Source organism: Desulfitobacterium sp. LBE (assembly GCF_007830365.1).
In the GTDB taxonomy this organism is placed as follows: domain Bacteria; phylum Bacillota; class Desulfitobacteriia; order Desulfitobacteriales; family Desulfitobacteriaceae; genus Desulfitobacterium; species Desulfitobacterium hafniense.
Genome location: NZ_VLKD01000001.1, coordinates 4,185,353 through 4,201,143 on the forward strand (window position 1 = coordinate 4,185,353; position 15,791 = coordinate 4,201,143).

A 15,791-nucleotide genomic window follows, 5' to 3' on the forward strand; every position below is an offset into this window, starting at 1 on the left:
CTAGCTGTTCCTGCCGTTTTATTCATGGAGAAGGTGGTATGGAACATGATGTGTGACTCTAAAAAAGTGGGGCGGCTTAAAGAACGATATCCCGAAGGAACCCGCATCCGGTTAGCAGCCATGTCCGGAGAAGCGGATATGCCATCGGGACTGCAGGGTACCGTGGATCTTGTGGATGATATCGGTCAGCTTCATATGAAATGGGACAACGGCCGTTCCCTGGCCCTCGTTCCCGGTGAGGATCACTTTACAGTTATCTCAAGACCGGAGCTGAGGCAAGGGCAGAAACGGAAACCGGATGCGCCGCTCATCGGTGCCAACGGCAATATATTCAACCTGATGGGCATCGCTTCCCGGACTTTGAAAGAAGCCGGACTAGGAAAGGAGGCTAATGAGATGTTCGGGAGAGCCAGTGCCTCCGGCAGCTATGCGGAGGCGCTGAGTATCATCGGGGAATATGTGCATTTCACCGAAGTGAAAGGGCTGGATCAGTCAGAAAATGAGGTCGAACAATTCGGCCTGAACATGGAATGAGAGGATGCATTACTAATGAAGAAAAAAGATTTGCAGGTAACCTATATTGAGCGCTTAAATACTGTGCTCCCGACGGTGGATCTGAGGAAACTGGATCAGTCCTGCAATTCCACCAAGGATGAGTATGCCAAAGCTATACTGAAGCAGATGCATGATATGTTTGTCGAAGTCTATGGTACAGACTATCTGGAAGTCGGGGGATATGAGTTTGCTGAGCTTCCGGCGGTGATACAGGGGCGCAACACCGGACATATCGGCCTGGGGATCGTCACCCTTGACCTGGAATCCTCCGGAGAGCATTGGGGCACTTTCTTTTTGACGCCGCTGGGCGTAATTGATCAGGAAAGAAAGACCCCCGCCCAAGCCAAATACTTGTCCACGGTTTATATCCCTTATGACTATTGGTACACCGTGTCCCTGGAACGTGATCATCATGTGGATTTTGACAATGTGCCGGAAAAGATAGCGGACTTGCTTAGGGCGTGCTATGGGGGGCAGCAGGAAATGGAAGATAGCCTCACCCGGGCTGATGAGCAGGGCAAAGCAAGCATTCCGGAATCGGAGCAGCCGAATGGACCCGTTATGAAATGAGGAAGGAACTGTTGATAGAAAAACGATGCAACGACCATCTGGCTGGGGTTATGCTGCGTCCGAGTCCGAAAAGGTATGACTTGAAAAAAAGGATGGCCCAGATGTCCTCAAAGAAAAGCATGGGATGCGCTACACCCAGTTGCATGGACTGAAAAGAGTTAAGATGCAGGTCACGCTTACATTTGCGTGTATGAATTTAAAAATGTTGGCCATCTAGAAACGAAGAAAGCGGATGCTTCCGCGGATTTTGTTATCTCTTGAAGGGTGAACCCAGCTTTTGTATTAATTCAGGTTCATTCTAAGACAAAGCCTCCAGTTAAACATTAACTGGAGGTTTTAGGTTTCAGGTAACTAAAAGTTAATATTCAAATCAAAGTCAATATGCCCCGAAAAAATAATAGATCCTTTATCAAGAGATAGTGCAGTTGCCTTAAATGAAACCCCTACTTCATCAAAAATTGCACTTTCGATACAGAATTCGCCAGCCTCGTCCCCAACGGTTGCTTTATAAGCCGGTTCGATGTGTGACTTTAATAAGTCCTCCGCCGCAAATTGGGCGTCTTTACCGATCATTTTAGCATCCATCTCGTCGCTCCAATGCCACGGTATCATCTTTCGTCCTTTACGCCATCTCTCAACAAGGTGTACATTCTCGAGGCCGTTTGCAACGCTCTGACCTGCGTGTTCACTTACAATGACCTGCAAAATTCCATTTGTTCTTTTGATACCTGAAGTTAATGCTTGAAAAACTTTGTTTACAGCCTGTAATTCTTCATTCTCTGAATCCTCTTCAGTATCATCAGGAAAGTGAGTTTGACTCGGCTGATCAATAACTAATAAGCTCGGCACATAAGGGATTTCTTGGCTGATGAAAAGTTCATGCAAAGCTAATAATGTGGTCACATGATATCCTAGCCAGTTAGCCCCACTACCAATTTCACGTAGCCATGCGGTGCCGCCCTTATCGTTAATGACGCGTATGGTTAGCTTATTAGTATCAAGTTGGATTAGATCGTCACCTGTTTCAAGATCCAAAATCTCCCCATAATGACCAGCAAATCTTGAGAACTTAAATAGGGCTGTTTCTTTCCGTTGAGCAAATGCTTCGAGGTCGACCTCTTTCAGCAACTGTTCCTCTTCTTCTTTCAAAGCTGCAATTTCTTCTGCAAATATCCCTTCATCTGTAAGTGACTCGTACAGACTAATGAACTCTGCGGTTCTTCCGATAAACATTGCGCGTTGTTCTCTGGTAGCCTGCATTTCTTCGGTTTCTTGCTGAATATACCCTCGTTCCAACCTAACCTGGCGGAGTTCAGAGTCCTTAGCTGTAATTTGCTTCTGAAGAGCCACCTCTTCTGCATCCAACATTGGCGGAACAAGTTCCACTGCTTTCCATTGGGCTTCAACTTTTTGAGTGGACTCAATCAGCTTTTTTAGCTCTTTGGTGGGCGAATCATTGTTGTTTCCACAGAGTGGACAAGTATGATCAGAACTAAGTCGTTCGACAAGCCATGATGTTGAGGAAAGTCTATCGCGTTTTCTAGAGATATTAATTTCCGAAGTTGCCCGTGCTAAGGAAAGCTCCCTTAATTGAGTAAGCCTTACCTTTAGTGTTGTAATTTCTGAATAAAAGGCGGCTTCCCGTTCAAGTAACCATGATAATCTTTCGATATTGATATGCTGACCATCTGAATCCCAGTAAGTCGGATCTTTCTTCCATGTAGCGACGATATCCTTTAGTCGTTCAAATAAAACCTGTGTACTTATACCATCTACCTGTAAAAATGACACTAAGCCATATTGTGCCGCGGCTACGTATCTGCCTCTTACTTCACCTGAGAAGTTCTCAATGTTTATTTTTAACGCTTCAAGCTGCCTTTGTTTCCGCTCAATTAAGCGTCTAACCTCTTGCAGGCGATGTTGTTTTATCAAGGTCTCAGCATCTACTACACCTAAAACCAATGGGAAGACTTCGCGTAACTTTCTGGCGTGCTCCTCAACATCTGCTTCAAAGAACATCGTCTCATTGTTAGCAACTATCCGTTGTGGCTGAAACATAAAGGCAGTCATATCTGCGATTGATGCTCTTCCTTTAAAGCCACTACTTGTTTCATTAAAGTCGGAATTGGATTGAGGTATTTTTGCCAGCCTTTCTAAGATACCTTTGGCATTGTCACGGTTAGCATTCTTCTCAGGAACGTCCGGAATCGAAACTGTTACCCCTTCGGCGATCATGTAATCATCGGTGGAGTTCTGCCCACCAGGATCTCTACGCGCAAATAGCTTCTCTCCCTCTACCGTACTAAACAACAACCCATACCACGATGAAGTGCGTCGAATTGGACCGATCTTAGGAATGGAGCAACCTCCCGATCCAAGACAATAATCGATTATTTCAATAATTGCTGATTTCCCGCTTCGACTCGAACCTGTTATATAGTTTATTGCTCCTGGTTTAAACTCAAGAATACGCGGAGCCTTATTTGAATTTTTAGACCATATGATAATTTTTAAAATAGAAAATTTCATTTTAACGGCTGCACTCCTAGTATTGTCAGATATTCAAAAGAGGACATACTTCCTGCCCATACTCCTAGCTTGTAAGCTGCCTTTAAAACATTCTTTGTTTCATCGGATATCTGCTTAGGAAGTTTGTAGGGGACATTCGACGTAAAATATCCCTCTTCAAGGGCAATAAGATTACAAGCAATGGCTAAGTTTAAGGAGCGGAATGTTCTATTCTCCATTGCCTTCAACCGGTTATCAATATTAAATATGGTCTCATTCTGTGCTATTGAACTCGCAGGATCGCGGTCAAGAATAGAACGTAATCCAGAGGTTTGTTTTCTTTTTATAATCATTTTGCGACTCGTGTCATGAAATACCAAGGGAAGCACACTGACTAAGTGCCACAAAGTCAAAGGCTGAAGTTCCTCTTCTGGATGGGAGATGAACCCTTGAGTAAATGCCCAGAGTGCATTTGCCCCTAGAGCAGGATTCTGCATTATTTCATACTCGCGTAAAAGGGCTCCACTCATGACTTAGGGCTTCCTTTCGAAAAACTTTTGAAGTTAGGGTGCCATCCTATAACCGGGTCCTGATCATCGATGAAGTGTGCCAAGGTGTGAAAATTACCACAGGAGATTGATTTTGGCATGATCTCATTATGAATAAATGTGTTCTGTTCCAAGGTTAGATCTAAACATTCTTGTCCTTTTAGTTCGTCTGTAGGGAAGTGTTGTCGATAAGCTCGCCTACTTGCAGTTTCCCAGCATTTTTTCAAGTCCTTCTCGTATTGTTGAAGTGCTGTCTCGGAGACCACATTATTATCTGACCATTTTAATCGCGTATCTTGTGCATGTAAAAAGTCTAAAATGGCTTCTCTTATTACATCTTCATTCACGCTAATCCAATCTAGCTGTTTTACAAAGCCATGCGATTCATATTGACTGATGTCAACATCCATGTCGAATGGTTCAATGATTGCAGACAACCGAGCTACTGTCACTTTTCTGAATAAACCCTGCAACTCTTTATCAAAATCAGCTCGGGTTATTCGAGGTTGTTTGCCGGTCTCAACCAGTTCTCTAATCTTACGTTTTACCCAGCCGTTCATTTGGTCGAAAAGCCCAACCTTCATGCCTGGCTCAAATACCCTAAGAGCCTGAAGCTCTTCAATGTTACCCCCGAACTTCGCGCTCAACTTATCGAAAACAGAAATCTTTATGATTAAATTACATAGCTGTTCGTCACTTAGTATACTTAGTGTCTTTCCGAAAGGAATTAGATCCTCCCTTAGGCTCGGAATCATATCCCTTAATTCTCTGCAAATAACTTTTGTGGATTCTTTATCTGTTGCTCGATTGATCCGACGCGCTAAACATTTTGCTGAGAGTGAACCGTTTGTAGCGAGATGAAATTCTGTAGTATCTATAATCGATGGTGCATCGAGAATCATCTCTGCCCAGATGTGAAGAGTCTTCCATAATGCAACACTTCGATCGGAGAGTGGCGATCCTGAATTGACTGTAGACTTGTCCTGTTCCAGGATCACACCGTTATCAAGATGAACACTTACATCATCTATATCTTCGACTCCTATTTCGACAACATCAACGCCAGACTGGAAGAGTCTATACGTTGCACGATCAAACTGATACACATATCCTAGAGCTTGACTTGAAGCAGAATGATCGGTACTCATCGGTTACCTCCAAATAATGAAGATCAAAAGTCCTATATACTTAAATACGACATTTTACTTATATTTCCTGCCTGGTAAGCGAAATTTCCAATATAATGAACACATGGGGGATATAACATCCCAAACAAAAAATTACCGGTTTTCTCGGCAGCCGCAGAACGCCATAAATGACAAATTATGCGATCTCTTGTCTTCAAAGTAATGCTCAGCGTTTCAATTGCAAAGCTTATATAAGTCCATCATCTCCGGCAGAACTTTAGGTTGAAATGTGCAAGTCTATTTGGACCAGAAAATATAAGGGGAAACGGGCTTTCTAAGAGCAATTCAGGAAGCCCGTTTCCCTATGGATGGAGGAACTCAAGCTGGGCCAATTCTTCACTGGTGACGCCTGCACGGCCATCAGGTGAATCCAACGCCTCAGAAATGTGGTAGCCGTCGAAGCTTGAAATGCCAGCCGGTTCGTCATTTACAATGGCGGTGTCGCGGAGTAGCCGTTTGAGACGGGATGTCTTAATATCATTGAAATCCATCTCGACGACTTGGAAAGCTGCGCGAGGCCGTCGGGCCTCCAGAAGGCAGTCGATTAGTTCGGTAAACTCGGTGAGTATATACCGATCCCAGGACGGCGGGATATCGTCGCGGATGTTTTCACCATAACCGGCCAGAAGGCGCCAAGAGGATCCCTGAAATATTATTCTGAACACTATGTGGGCATTGTTCGCCAGAGAAATCAATGATGATATTCTGAAAACTTAGTCAAATACATTGACGTTCAACAAGTTTTACCAGAATCTATGATATAATTATGTCTATGTGAACATGAATTAGGCTTATACGAAAGTAATAAAGGAGAAAATCATGAAAATTAGCAAACTAAAGATATGTAGATTTCGTTGTTTCGGTGATGAAGAAGAGACCATCCAATTTGATGAATTGACTAGTTTAATCGGAAATAATAGTTCAGGAAAAACCGCGGCATTACAGGCTTTACTAAAATTATTTTCTGATAACTCTGGCGATAGAAGTTTTCAAAGAAGTGATTTTTACTTGCCAAAAGGCGTTAAGCCTGATGAGCTGAAAGAGCAGAATCTTTACATTGAAGCTGTGTTCAATTTCCCTGAGTTAAAGACTGAGGGAGAAGAAGGCAAATATGTTGTACCTGTATACTTTGAACATTTTGTAGTGGAAGAACCGGGTGGTGCACCATATTTGAGAGTAAGGGTTGAGGCTTCCTGGGAAAAAGGAAATAATGCTGAAGGTTCAATAGAAAATAAAATCTATTACATACTCTGTGCAGAGGATGAAGAAATAAAAGAAGAAAACAAACGGAGTACAAATCGTCATGACTTAGATAAGATCAGAATGGTATATGTTCCTGCTGTACGAGATCCATCTAAACAGTTAAGGAATGTTTCAGGAACCATGATGTATCGTATTATGGAAAGCATAAATTGGAGTGAGGAGATTAAAACATCTGTTGAAACAAAAGTTGGAGAGTTGAATGAGGCTTTTATTCAAGAATCAGGTGTCTCAATATTAAAAAATGCAATTCATACTCAATGGAAGAACTATGATGCTGATTATAGGTATACAAATGCAGAAATGAGATTCAACAATACTGATATGGATTCCATATTGAAAAAATCAGAAGTAGTGTTTTCTCCATCTGTTACAGGAAGAAAATATGGTATAGATGATATGGGTGATGGCTTACGCTCACTGTTTTATATCTCGATGGTTGATAGCATGCTTGAAGTGGAAAATGAAATTAGAAAAGAAGTTGCGGAAGGAAAAGAAAAGCGGTCGTTTAACACCACTCCACCTGTTCTGACTATTGTTGCGGTTGAGGAACCTGAAAATCATATCTCTCCCCATTTAGTAGGCAAACTAATCAATAAATTCAAAAATATTTCTAAAAGGGAAAATGCACAAACAATCATTGCGACCCATTCTCCTGCTATAGTTAAAAGGATAGATCCCGAAAACATCAGATATTTAAGAATGAGTATCGATGATCTATCAACTAAAGTTAAGACGATAAGTTTCCCATCAAAAGAAAAACATGAGGATAAGTATAAATATGTAAAAGAAGCCGTACAAGCTTATCCAGAACTCTACTTTGCAAAGCTTGTAGTTTTGGGTGAAGGAGATAGTGAAGAAATACTGATTCCTAAATTGCTGGAACTATGTGGTAGAAATATTGACAGCAGTGGTATTTCTGTCGTTCCTCTTGGAGGAAGGCACGTAAATCACTTTTGGCGGTTATTGAATGATTTAGAGATTCCGTTTGTTACATTACTAGATCTGGATACGGAACGAGTTGGAGGTGGTTGGGGCAGAGTAAAATATGTTCTGTCTCAGCTTTTAGAGATTGGGGTGCCGAGAAAAGATTTACTAAAAGTAGAAAATGGTATTCTTTCTAAGGATGAGTTCGAAAAAATGCATACATGGGATTTAGAAAAAGATAATAAAATCCTTAAAGGATGGGTTAATTATTTGGAGTATTATAATGTCTTTTTTTCTTCGCCATTAGATCTTGATTTTATGATGCTTGAGAACTTCGGTGATTGCTACAAGGATATTTTAGAAGAGAGTGAAGGTCCTTATATTCAGGGCAAAAAAAAGGGAGAAAACAAGATTTCTTATATTGAAGTTAACGATCCATTGGATAAAGATTATATAGCTAGAGTTTTAAATGATGTGCATTGTACATTAAAAGAGAATGGTGGCGATGGTTTTACATATAGTGATGCTCAAAAGCGGTTGATGGTTTGGTACAATTATTTTTTCTTGAATAGAGGAAAGCCTAGCACACATATTCTTGCTCTATCAAAAATAAATGATGCAAATTTAAAAGATAATGCACCTGATGTCCTAAAAAGAATGATATCAAAAATCGAAGAATTTCTGGTAACTGCTGAATAAGTATAGGAGTTTTGGCATGACCAATAAGATAGTTAGGGATACAGAATGGAAGCCGATTGATGGAATGAAATTGGAAGAAAGTGCATTGAGCGCGGTTCGAGAAAATAATAATGTACTGGTTACTGCCGGACCTGGAGCCGGAAAGACTGAACTATTAGCTCAAAAGGCATGTTATTTATTGCAAACAGATAAATGTATTAACCCGAGAAAAATTCTTGCAATAAGCCTTAAGACAGATGCCGCCGATAACTTAAAGAAGAGAGTAGAAAAACGTGCAAAAGAAACATCTGAACGATTTATTTCCATGACATACGATGCCTTTGCTAAAGGATTATTAGATCGTTTCAGAAAGGGATTGCCAGAAAAATACCGCCCAAAACCAAATTATTTAATCGGCGAAGATGCAGATATACATATACAATTAGCATTTGAAAAAGCTGGATTTGTAAACAGGAAGAGACTGTCGCCCAGTAAACTGAAGTCTTATTTTCACAATCAACTTGCAGCGGTAACGTTACCAATAACAAGTAATACAATGAGAGAAAAAGTTTGGCTCTTATTAATAAAGGGTGATGCTGATATTAGACCATGTCTAACATTTCAAATGGTCTCAAGGTTAACTGAATATATAATTAAAACTAATCCGACCTTGAAATATTCAATATTATTAACCTATTCCCATGTTTTTTTAGATGAATTTCAAGACACAACGGAAATTCAATATGAATTAGTAAAAACCTGCTTTATGAATACAAATACAAATATTACTGCAGTTGGCGACAATAAGCAAAGAATCATGGTATGGGCGGGCGCGTTGGAAACAGCCTTTAACGATTATCGTTCAGATTTTTCATCAATAGACAAAACTTTATTGATGAACCATAGATCTGCTCCAAAACTTGTCGAATTGCAAAGAATGATGTATGCATCTTTACAAGATGATCCTAAGGAAATATATTGCTCGGATAAGTGGAAGCAAGATGAGGGTGAAGTAAGGCTTTTTAAATTTGACAACACAGTTACAGAAGCTAAAAATATTGCTGCAGATATTATTAATTTGTATACCCAAGGGGTTGAATTAAAAGATATTTGCATTCTTACAAAGCAACAACCCGAAAAATACACTGTGGATCTGATTAAAACATTAGCTGAAAATGGCATTAGGGCGAGAGTCGAGACTGAATATCAGGATCTGTTGAAAGAGCCAATTTCGTTACTTATCATCAATTCACTATATTTAATAGTTAAAAAGAAAAACCCCGACAGCTGGGAGGTAATAACAAATTACCTTAACAAAGCATATTCAGGACAAATAAGTTGTAATTTTGATTATCTTATTGATAAACAAACTGAGTTGACAGCTATATTAAAAGGCCATAAAAAAGACTTGCTTCAATGTGAAGAAGATAAATTATTTATAGATATAATTGATAGCATATTGGACTTCTTCAATGTTGATATTATTAAGTCTATGTACCCCGCTTACGCTCAAGGAGCCTATTTTGAAAAGACGAAGAAAAAACTGATAAGTTTATTATGGAATGAATATGAAGGGGCAAATCATAAGTGGGAAATTGCATTGGAAAACTTTGAGGGAATACATTCTATCCCTATAATGACTATACATAAGAGCAAAGGGCTAGAGTATGATACCATCTATTTTATAGGATTAGAGGATAGTGCCTTTTGGAACTTCAGAAACCAACCGATGGAAGATAGATGTGCCTTTTTTGTTGCACTCTCTAGAGCGAAAAGAAATGTTAATTTTACGTTTAGCGAGGATAGAAAAGTTGGATTTAACGATGTTCAAACTCATATAGTTATAAACGAGTTCTATGAATTATTAGAGAAGTCAAAAATAGTTGATGTAATAGAACTACAGAGTATGTAATTTAAAGAACAATGGTTGAGAAAAGATGTACAATTTAGTAATTAATTAAGATAAAGGGAAGAGTGCTGACATTGAATCATAAAGATGAATTTATTGATATTTATAATAGATATATAAAACGCGATGGTTCAGAAAAGTTACTAGAATACTTATTATCTAAATCAAGCGATTTTTTCGTGTCACCGGCTAGTACTAGATATCATGGCTCTTATAAAGGTGGTCTTGTCGAGCATAGTCTTAATGTGTACAGTTGTTTGACGGATTATTTATCGAGAGAACGGACTAAAGATAAATACAATATGCGCTATGATGATGAGAGCATTGCTATAGTTGCACTATTACATGATATTTGTAAAATTAATTGTTATAAGCCGGGGACTAGAAATGTAAAAGACGAAAACGGGGTATGGAAGTCGGTTGCAACATATGAATATGAAGACAATTTACCATATGGGCATGGTGAGAAATCTGTCTATATAATTTCAGGTTTCATGAAACTAACAAGGGAAGAGGCTTTTGCAATTAGATATCATATGGGTTTTTCAGGGACTGAGGATAAGCGAAGTATTGGGGATACATTCAAAATGTTTCCTTTGGCATTCGCATTATCTACAGCTGATATGGAGGCCACTTACTTTCTTGAGTCTAAAAGTAATTAAAAGCGCATTTTTTCGCTTGGCATAGGCCTTAGTATCTTTTCTTCATAGCAAAATTTGATATGGATGCCACCCTATTGCTTGGGATAGGTTTACGTTAAAATAATATTTCCTCTGTCATATATTACTCCGCATTGGAGGGAAATAAGATTGTTTTATCATCAAATTTTGTGGGAGAAAATGGAGGGGAGTATCTCTCGTTCGAGAAGATATTTACACTTATATCTTTCATAGATGGAATACCATTTGGAGAATTTCATAATCGGGATATAAATTAGGACTCGAAGAATGGATTACCAGGAGAGTAGCGATTCCGGGACTGAGTGAACTTGATGTCCAGCATTGCTATCGTGCTAGGATTTTCTTTTGGAATCTGAAGAAGAGCTTCAGCGTGAAATTTTCAACGCGGTTGCAGATCTATTCAATTTAGAAGTCGATCTTCTCTTCACGTCAACCTATTTCGAAATGGATGAGTGGGATGACGAAGAGTTTAAGCTGCAAGACCACTCGAAGGATAGCCGTCCAGATCTTCCTCAAATTGTGATTGGATTGGCCGTTACACGGGATGGAAATCCCATCCGCTGTTGGTCATGGCCGGGGAATACTTCCGATATGTCGGTTATCCCTGAGATTAAACGAGAGCTTGTGGGATGGAAACTTGGCCGAGTTATAACAGTGGCCGATCGCGGTTTCTCTTCTGAAGTTAATCTGCGGACATTACAACAAGCAGGCGGTCATTATATTGTCGGCGAACGTTTAAGCGCAGGAAAGCCTGAGGTTGAAAAGGCTTTATCTCATCCAGGTCGTTTCCGTAGTGGGGTAAAGGCACTGATAATGTAAGCATACAGGATAAAATTTCAGGAGGAGAAGCATGGGTAATAGAGAACAACTTACAGGCAAAGAATTTAAAGAAATCAAAATGCTGGCCGATAAAGCTGTAAGTGCTAATAATAAAAAATCAGCTGAGCTTTTTATAAAGCGCTTAGATTTTATGCAAAGAACTCTGGATATTGAGCCTTATAAGAGGAATGTGCTCGCTGAACTTATATCCTATGTAAGAGCTGCATCAGGACGAGTAAGCGACAAAGAACATTGGATAGATGCTATGAATCAAAGCCTTTTCAAGTTAGAACCTTCTACAGAGGATATGGGAGAGACATAAAATGAGATACTCAAAAAAAGAGTTGGAAGGTCTGCCGATTCCCAAAGAGATAGTTGTAAGGGATTTAGCAGAGTATATAAACTTGTTTTCAAATAATGAATTTGAAAACTACATATTTCGTGGTGAGCCCACGAATTACCATGATACAATATCCTCTGCACTTAGAAATAAGGAGTATCCTTTCATTCAAATGAAAAATGAGTTTAGACGAGAGATATTCCATAGACTTACCCCTGATGAGCGCAGTAACTTTTTGGCTTTTGCTCAACACCACGGAATACCAACAAACCTTATTGATTTTACAAGGTCGCCTTTGGTTGCATTGTTTTTTTCGTGTCAACCGTTTCATAGTTCAAATAGATCGTTTGAACAAGAAAGAGGATTTGTATATCTACTGAAAGATGAACTGATTGATATCACAGATTTGCTTTCACGTAATGAGGATAAGAATTTCCTTGATCTTTTTATACGAAATGAAAATAATATTATTTTGGATTTGTATAGGGGATTTGCTGATTTCTATAAACGACATCCTGAAAAATTCTACTATTATTTCAAGCAGTTAGCTGATGACTGGCAGTATTACTTTGTTGATAGGCAACCCCGTATCCCTAAAAACTCTAAATTCCCTTTGTACAATAATGGGGAATATTTAAGAGGGTTGCCCTATGAATATGTAAAAGACAGCAAAGAATTAATTGCCGAAATAAAGCGTCAATATGGGTCAATAGAATTGGTTGCGCTTGAATACACATTAAAACTGCAATCCTTCTTAAAACAAACTCTGGCCTTTGAAGCAACAGTTTGGTGGCTTAACTGTATTCCCAATTTCCTATACACGCCAATATTATCCTTTGAAAGAGGACGAAATCAGCAAGGTTTATTTATCTATCAGGCATACCTTTCCTTTGACGAAAGGACTTATAAAACACGCATCCTTTCCCAGCAAAGGGTCTGGCCTGATGTTATAATTGTTATTGAGAATAAGGAAAAAGTACTGCATGAGTTGGATTTTATGGGTATCAATGAAAAGCTCATATATGGTGATTATGATAGCATTGCAAGGTATATAAAGAAAAAGTATGACTGAAGAAATGAACGGGGATACACCAGCCAATTGGTGGTCGTTGTATCCTCTGTTTTTATATAATGCTTCACAAAGAATGACCTATAAGAATTCTCCTTCAATGACGGGTTTATAATGGAATGAAGTCGGTATTAAGTATTTAATAAGTTTAGGCTTGTGTGGGTTCGGTGCGATATTTACAGACAATCAAAGGTTAGCTTCATTTGGTTAACTATGAAATGAGGGCAGTTGAACAATGAACCGAATTAGTGAGATAACCAAACGAGACATTCTCGATTTGTTTCGTAGTGGGATTGATATCGGCGATTTTTTTGATAAGAAAAGAGTCACCTATCTTTATTTTTGTGAATGTCAACGAATTTCTTTACCACGTGACAGCGAATTAGTTTACCAGTAATGACAATGAATTTGTTTACCATGTTTAAGTTTTTGACAGTGAAAAAGTTTACCACTTAGCTTCTAAAGATAGGGAAACACCCTTGCAGGTATTTCCCTTGGCTTTAATTACTCGTGTTAGAATACTCGGCTCTATACGGATGATCAGAATTCATATTCAATACATGGGATCTGAACGTCAGTCGGTCAATAAGAGCCGTAACCATGGTGGTGTTTTCAAACATGGTGACCCAATCGGAGAACTTTAGGTTGGTTGAGACGATCACACTCCGGCGTTCAGCTCTGTCCGCAATAACTTTGAACAATAATTCCGATTGATGCCGATTAAAGGTCAGGTAACTTAATTCATCAATAATTAGCAGGTCAGCCTTAGCAAGCTGCTTCTCAATCTTAAGGAGCTTCTTGTATTCCTGAGCTTCTATCAGCTCATTAGAAAGGTTAGCTGCAGTATAAAACTTCACATTCATCCCTTGCATACACGCTTTAACACCGAGAGCTATACTCAGGTGGGATTTACCTGTCCCGGGGTTTCCAATCATCACGATGTTCTGTCGTTTACTCACAAAGTCGCAGCTTCCCAGTTCATGGATAAAGGCTTCGGTAAGATGTTCAAAGTAACTGCAGTCCAGCTCGTCAATGGTCTTGATGTAAGGAAAATGAGCTGTTTTAATTTTTCGGCGCTGGCTGCTTTCCATGCGAGAATCCAGTTCCATTTTCATAAGGGCGAGAAGAAATTCGTCATAGCTTTTGTTACTTCCCAGTTGACGAATGACATTCTCATAATGATTGAAGGTAGGTAGCCTTAATTGCTTGGCATAAAGTTCAATGGTCTGAGACTGGATGGTGATCATTGGCTTGCTACCCCGTATTTCTCATCATATTTCCGCAAATCTGTTTGGGTAATACTAATCTCATTTTTAAGATAGATGATAGACGATTCAGCGGGTTCGTTTAGATAGGTTCTGACCATATCCACAGTAGGAACCATCTGGCCAGGGATGCGTTTTTTAATGGCCAGAATTCGATCTTCTCCATAATCTACACAGAGCCTCAGAAGCTTAACCATTTCTTTATTCCCACCCGGCAATTGACTTCCCCAGGTCAGAAGCTCTTGGGTCAGTGTCTCCTTGACCGGCTTAGCGTTTTGAACAGAACGAGGCTTCCTTTCTAAAAGATCGATGTAATGCTCTAAACAATATCGAGTGTTACCTGAGCCATACTGACGGGAGAAGGTAGCGATTTCTGTTCCTTCATGGAGAATGCGAAGGGTATTGGCGTATCCCTTAACGGTCACATTCTTTCGAAGATATCTTGTGGGAACGGAGTAGTTGTTTTTCTCATAGCGTACTGTGGAGAAATCGTCAACTTTGGCTAGCGCCGTTTTGCTCGTATCAAATCTAAATCGGGGTAGGGGATTTAAGAGATTCGCTTCTTCCTGGTACATTCGGTTTACAGGGTGAGTGCGGTGTTGTACCTTATGGTTCTCACGGTAATGGATACAGGCCTCCCGAAGCTTACGATTCAGTTGCTCAATATCTGCTACTCTGGGAACCGGGACGAGGAAGTTTCTTCTGGAATATCCTACAAGATTTTCAACCAGGCTTTTTTCATTACCCCTTGCAGGATTACAAAAGTCTAGGGAAAAGGCATAATGGGCGCTAAAGGAAAGGTATTTGTTCTGGGGTTTGGCATACATCCCAAAGCCCTCTTTTACAGCCACCTTGGCATTATCAAAGATGAGTCGTCTCGGAACTCCGCCAAAGAAATCGAACATAAGCTGTTGAGCCTCTAAGAAGGTTTCTTCATTGCTGGCTTTGTAGACCTGAACAAAGATGTCGCAACTGTAGCATAATCGCCCACAAAAGGTATATAACTTGGTTTTCTGTCCATCAAGGTATACTGTCGCTTCGCCCCAGTCAATTTGTACTGCCTCTCCTGGTGCATAAGAAAGTGGGATACTGCTTTGCGGGGGAACTGTTCTTTCGGTTTTTAGAAGTCTAACGGCTGTTCGTATGGAGGAGTAAGATCCTTCAAAGCTCTCTTCTGCGACCAATCGGTCATAAATTCGTTTGGCTGTATGTTTTTGCTTTTTAAGATTCTCAGCTTCATCTTCTTTGAAGCAGCTCAGGATGAACGATTTGACCTCATCATTGACGACTTCGGATTCTCTTTGGTAGGTTTTCCGTACTTCTGGATGGGTTGAGCCTTCGCAATATTTTTTTACAGTTTGTCTGGAAATACCCAGGATTTTGGCAATTGAGCGAATGGATTCGCCGTCGGTATATCGAGTACGGATGACTGAGTATAGGTCCACTCCAATGATCACACCTTTCATTCCTCCTTGC

14 protein-coding genes and 1 pseudogene are annotated in these 15,791 nt (G+C 39.9%); 9 read left to right on the forward strand and 6 right to left on the reverse strand.

Annotated features, from left to right (window positions below; genetic code table 11):
• Nucleotides 1–45: 45 nt before the first annotated feature.
• The 3 genes and pseudogenes from DESLBE_RS19790 to DESLBE_RS19800 all read left to right on the forward strand — a co-directional run.
• Nucleotides 46–534, forward strand: a complete 489-nt coding sequence (locus tag DESLBE_RS19790) for a DUF4314 domain-containing protein (RefSeq protein WP_243131355.1) — start codon at nucleotides 46–48, stop codon at nucleotides 532–534.
• A gap of 15 nt (nucleotides 535–549) precedes the next feature.
• Nucleotides 550–1,125, forward strand: a complete 576-nt coding sequence (locus tag DESLBE_RS19795; protein ID WP_144678024.1) for a hypothetical protein — start codon at nucleotides 550–552, stop codon at nucleotides 1,123–1,125.
• Between the two features lie 109 nt (nucleotides 1,126–1,234).
• Nucleotides 1,235–1,342: pseudogene (locus tag DESLBE_RS19800) on the forward strand (transposase); the annotation flags it as partial.
• Nucleotides 1,343–1,476: 134 nt separating this feature from the next.
• Here the strand turns inward: DESLBE_RS19800 and DESLBE_RS19805 are convergent.
• The 4 genes from DESLBE_RS19805 to DESLBE_RS19820 all read right to left on the reverse strand — a co-directional run bounded on the left by DESLBE_RS19805 (nucleotide 1,477) and on the right by DESLBE_RS19820 (nucleotide 6,063).
• Entirely contained in the window at nucleotides 1,477–3,654 is a 2,178-nt protein-coding gene (locus DESLBE_RS19805) for a DUF3732 domain-containing protein (protein WP_144678025.1), read from the reverse strand.
• On the reverse strand, nucleotides 3,651–4,163 hold the full coding sequence (locus DESLBE_RS19810; protein WP_144678026.1) for a three component ABC system middle component: 513 nt from the start codon (nucleotides 4,161–4,163) through the stop codon (nucleotides 3,651–3,653). Before DESLBE_RS19810 ends, DESLBE_RS19805 begins: the two co-directional genes overlap by 4 nt.
• Nucleotides 4,160–5,329 (reverse strand): ABC-three component system protein, encoded by a 1,170-nt coding sequence (locus DESLBE_RS19815; RefSeq protein ID WP_144678027.1) that lies wholly within the window; start codon nucleotides 5,327–5,329, stop codon nucleotides 4,160–4,162. The genes DESLBE_RS19810 and DESLBE_RS19815 overlap by 4 nt, the downstream gene beginning before the upstream one ends.
• A gap of 341 nt (nucleotides 5,330–5,670) precedes the next feature.
• On the reverse strand, nucleotides 5,671–6,063 hold the full coding sequence (locus tag DESLBE_RS19820; RefSeq protein ID WP_144678028.1) for a hypothetical protein: 393 nt from the start codon (nucleotides 6,061–6,063) through the stop codon (nucleotides 5,671–5,673).
• A 124-nt stretch (nucleotides 6,064–6,187) separates the two neighbouring features.
• Between DESLBE_RS19820 and DESLBE_RS19825 the strand changes: the two genes are divergently transcribed.
• The 6 genes from DESLBE_RS19825 (at nucleotide 6,188) to DESLBE_RS19850 (ending at nucleotide 13,053) form a co-directional block, all read left to right on the forward strand.
• A complete protein-coding gene (locus DESLBE_RS19825; protein WP_144678029.1) occupies nucleotides 6,188–8,254 on the forward strand; it encodes an AAA family ATPase in 2,067 nt (688 codons plus the stop codon).
• Nucleotides 8,255–8,270: 16 nt separating this feature from the next.
• The gene (locus DESLBE_RS19830) at nucleotides 8,271–10,145 is read left to right on the forward strand and encodes an ATP-dependent helicase (RefSeq protein WP_144678030.1); all 1,875 of its coding nucleotides are present in this window, start codon (nucleotides 8,271–8,273) and stop codon (nucleotides 10,143–10,145) included.
• A gap of 71 nt (nucleotides 10,146–10,216) precedes the next feature.
• Nucleotides 10,217–10,804, forward strand: a complete 588-nt coding sequence (locus DESLBE_RS19835) for an HD domain-containing protein (RefSeq protein ID WP_144678031.1) — start codon at nucleotides 10,217–10,219, stop codon at nucleotides 10,802–10,804.
• A 363-nt stretch (nucleotides 10,805–11,167) separates the two neighbouring features.
• A complete protein-coding gene (locus DESLBE_RS19840) occupies nucleotides 11,168–11,641 on the forward strand; it encodes a hypothetical protein (protein WP_243131356.1) in 474 nt (157 codons plus the stop codon).
• A gap of 31 nt (nucleotides 11,642–11,672) precedes the next feature.
• The gene (locus tag DESLBE_RS19845; RefSeq protein WP_144678032.1) at nucleotides 11,673–11,963 is read left to right on the forward strand and encodes a hypothetical protein; all 291 of its coding nucleotides are present in this window, start codon (nucleotides 11,673–11,675) and stop codon (nucleotides 11,961–11,963) included.
• 1 nt (nucleotide 11,964) lies between these two features.
• Nucleotides 11,965–13,053: an FRG domain-containing protein gene (locus tag DESLBE_RS19850; protein WP_144678033.1), complete on the forward strand. Its 1,089-nt coding sequence runs from the start codon at nucleotides 11,965–11,967 to the stop codon at nucleotides 13,051–13,053.
• A gap of 497 nt (nucleotides 13,054–13,550) precedes the next feature.
• On the opposite strand, the gene istB is transcribed toward DESLBE_RS19850, so the two are convergent.
• Both istB and istA read right to left on the reverse strand, forming a co-directional pair.
• Nucleotides 13,551–14,297, reverse strand: coding sequence for an IS21-like element helper ATPase IstB (gene istB, locus DESLBE_RS19855; RefSeq protein ID WP_144676965.1), 747 nt, complete (start codon nucleotides 14,295–14,297; stop codon nucleotides 13,551–13,553).
• Complete coding sequence (gene istA / locus DESLBE_RS19860; RefSeq protein ID WP_144676967.1) at nucleotides 14,294–15,772, reverse strand: IS21 family transposase; 1,479 nt, start codon at nucleotides 15,770–15,772, stop codon at nucleotides 14,294–14,296. Before istA ends, istB begins: the two co-directional genes overlap by 4 nt.
• Nucleotides 15,773–15,791 lie beyond the last annotated feature (19 nt).

Coding starts and splice junctions, on each gene's coding strand:
- DESLBE_RS19790 (WP_243131355.1), top strand. CDS start 46: ATGATGTGTGACTCTAAAAAAGTGGGGCGGCTTAAAGAACGATATCCC.
- DESLBE_RS19795 (WP_144678024.1), top strand. CDS start 550: ATGAAGAAAAAAGATTTGCAGGTAACCTATATTGAGCGCTTAAATACT.
- DESLBE_RS19805 (WP_144678025.1), bottom strand. CDS start 3,654: ATGAAATTTTCTATTTTAAAAATTATCATATGGTCTAAAAATTCAAAT.
- DESLBE_RS19810 (WP_144678026.1), bottom strand. CDS start 4,163: ATGAGTGGAGCCCTTTTACGCGAGTATGAAATAATGCAGAATCCTGCT.
- DESLBE_RS19815 (WP_144678027.1), bottom strand. CDS start 5,329: ATGAGTACCGATCATTCTGCTTCAAGTCAAGCTCTAGGATATGTGTAT.
- DESLBE_RS19825 (WP_144678029.1), top strand. CDS start 6,188: ATGAAAATTAGCAAACTAAAGATATGTAGATTTCGTTGTTTCGGTGAT.
- DESLBE_RS19830 (WP_144678030.1), top strand. CDS start 8,271: ATGACCAATAAGATAGTTAGGGATACAGAATGGAAGCCGATTGATGGA.
- DESLBE_RS19845 (WP_144678032.1), top strand. CDS start 11,673: ATGGGTAATAGAGAACAACTTACAGGCAAAGAATTTAAAGAAATCAAA.
- DESLBE_RS19850 (WP_144678033.1), top strand. CDS start 11,965: ATGAGATACTCAAAAAAAGAGTTGGAAGGTCTGCCGATTCCCAAAGAG.
- istB (WP_144676965.1), bottom strand. CDS start 14,297: ATGATCACCATCCAGTCTCAGACCATTGAACTTTATGCCAAGCAATTA.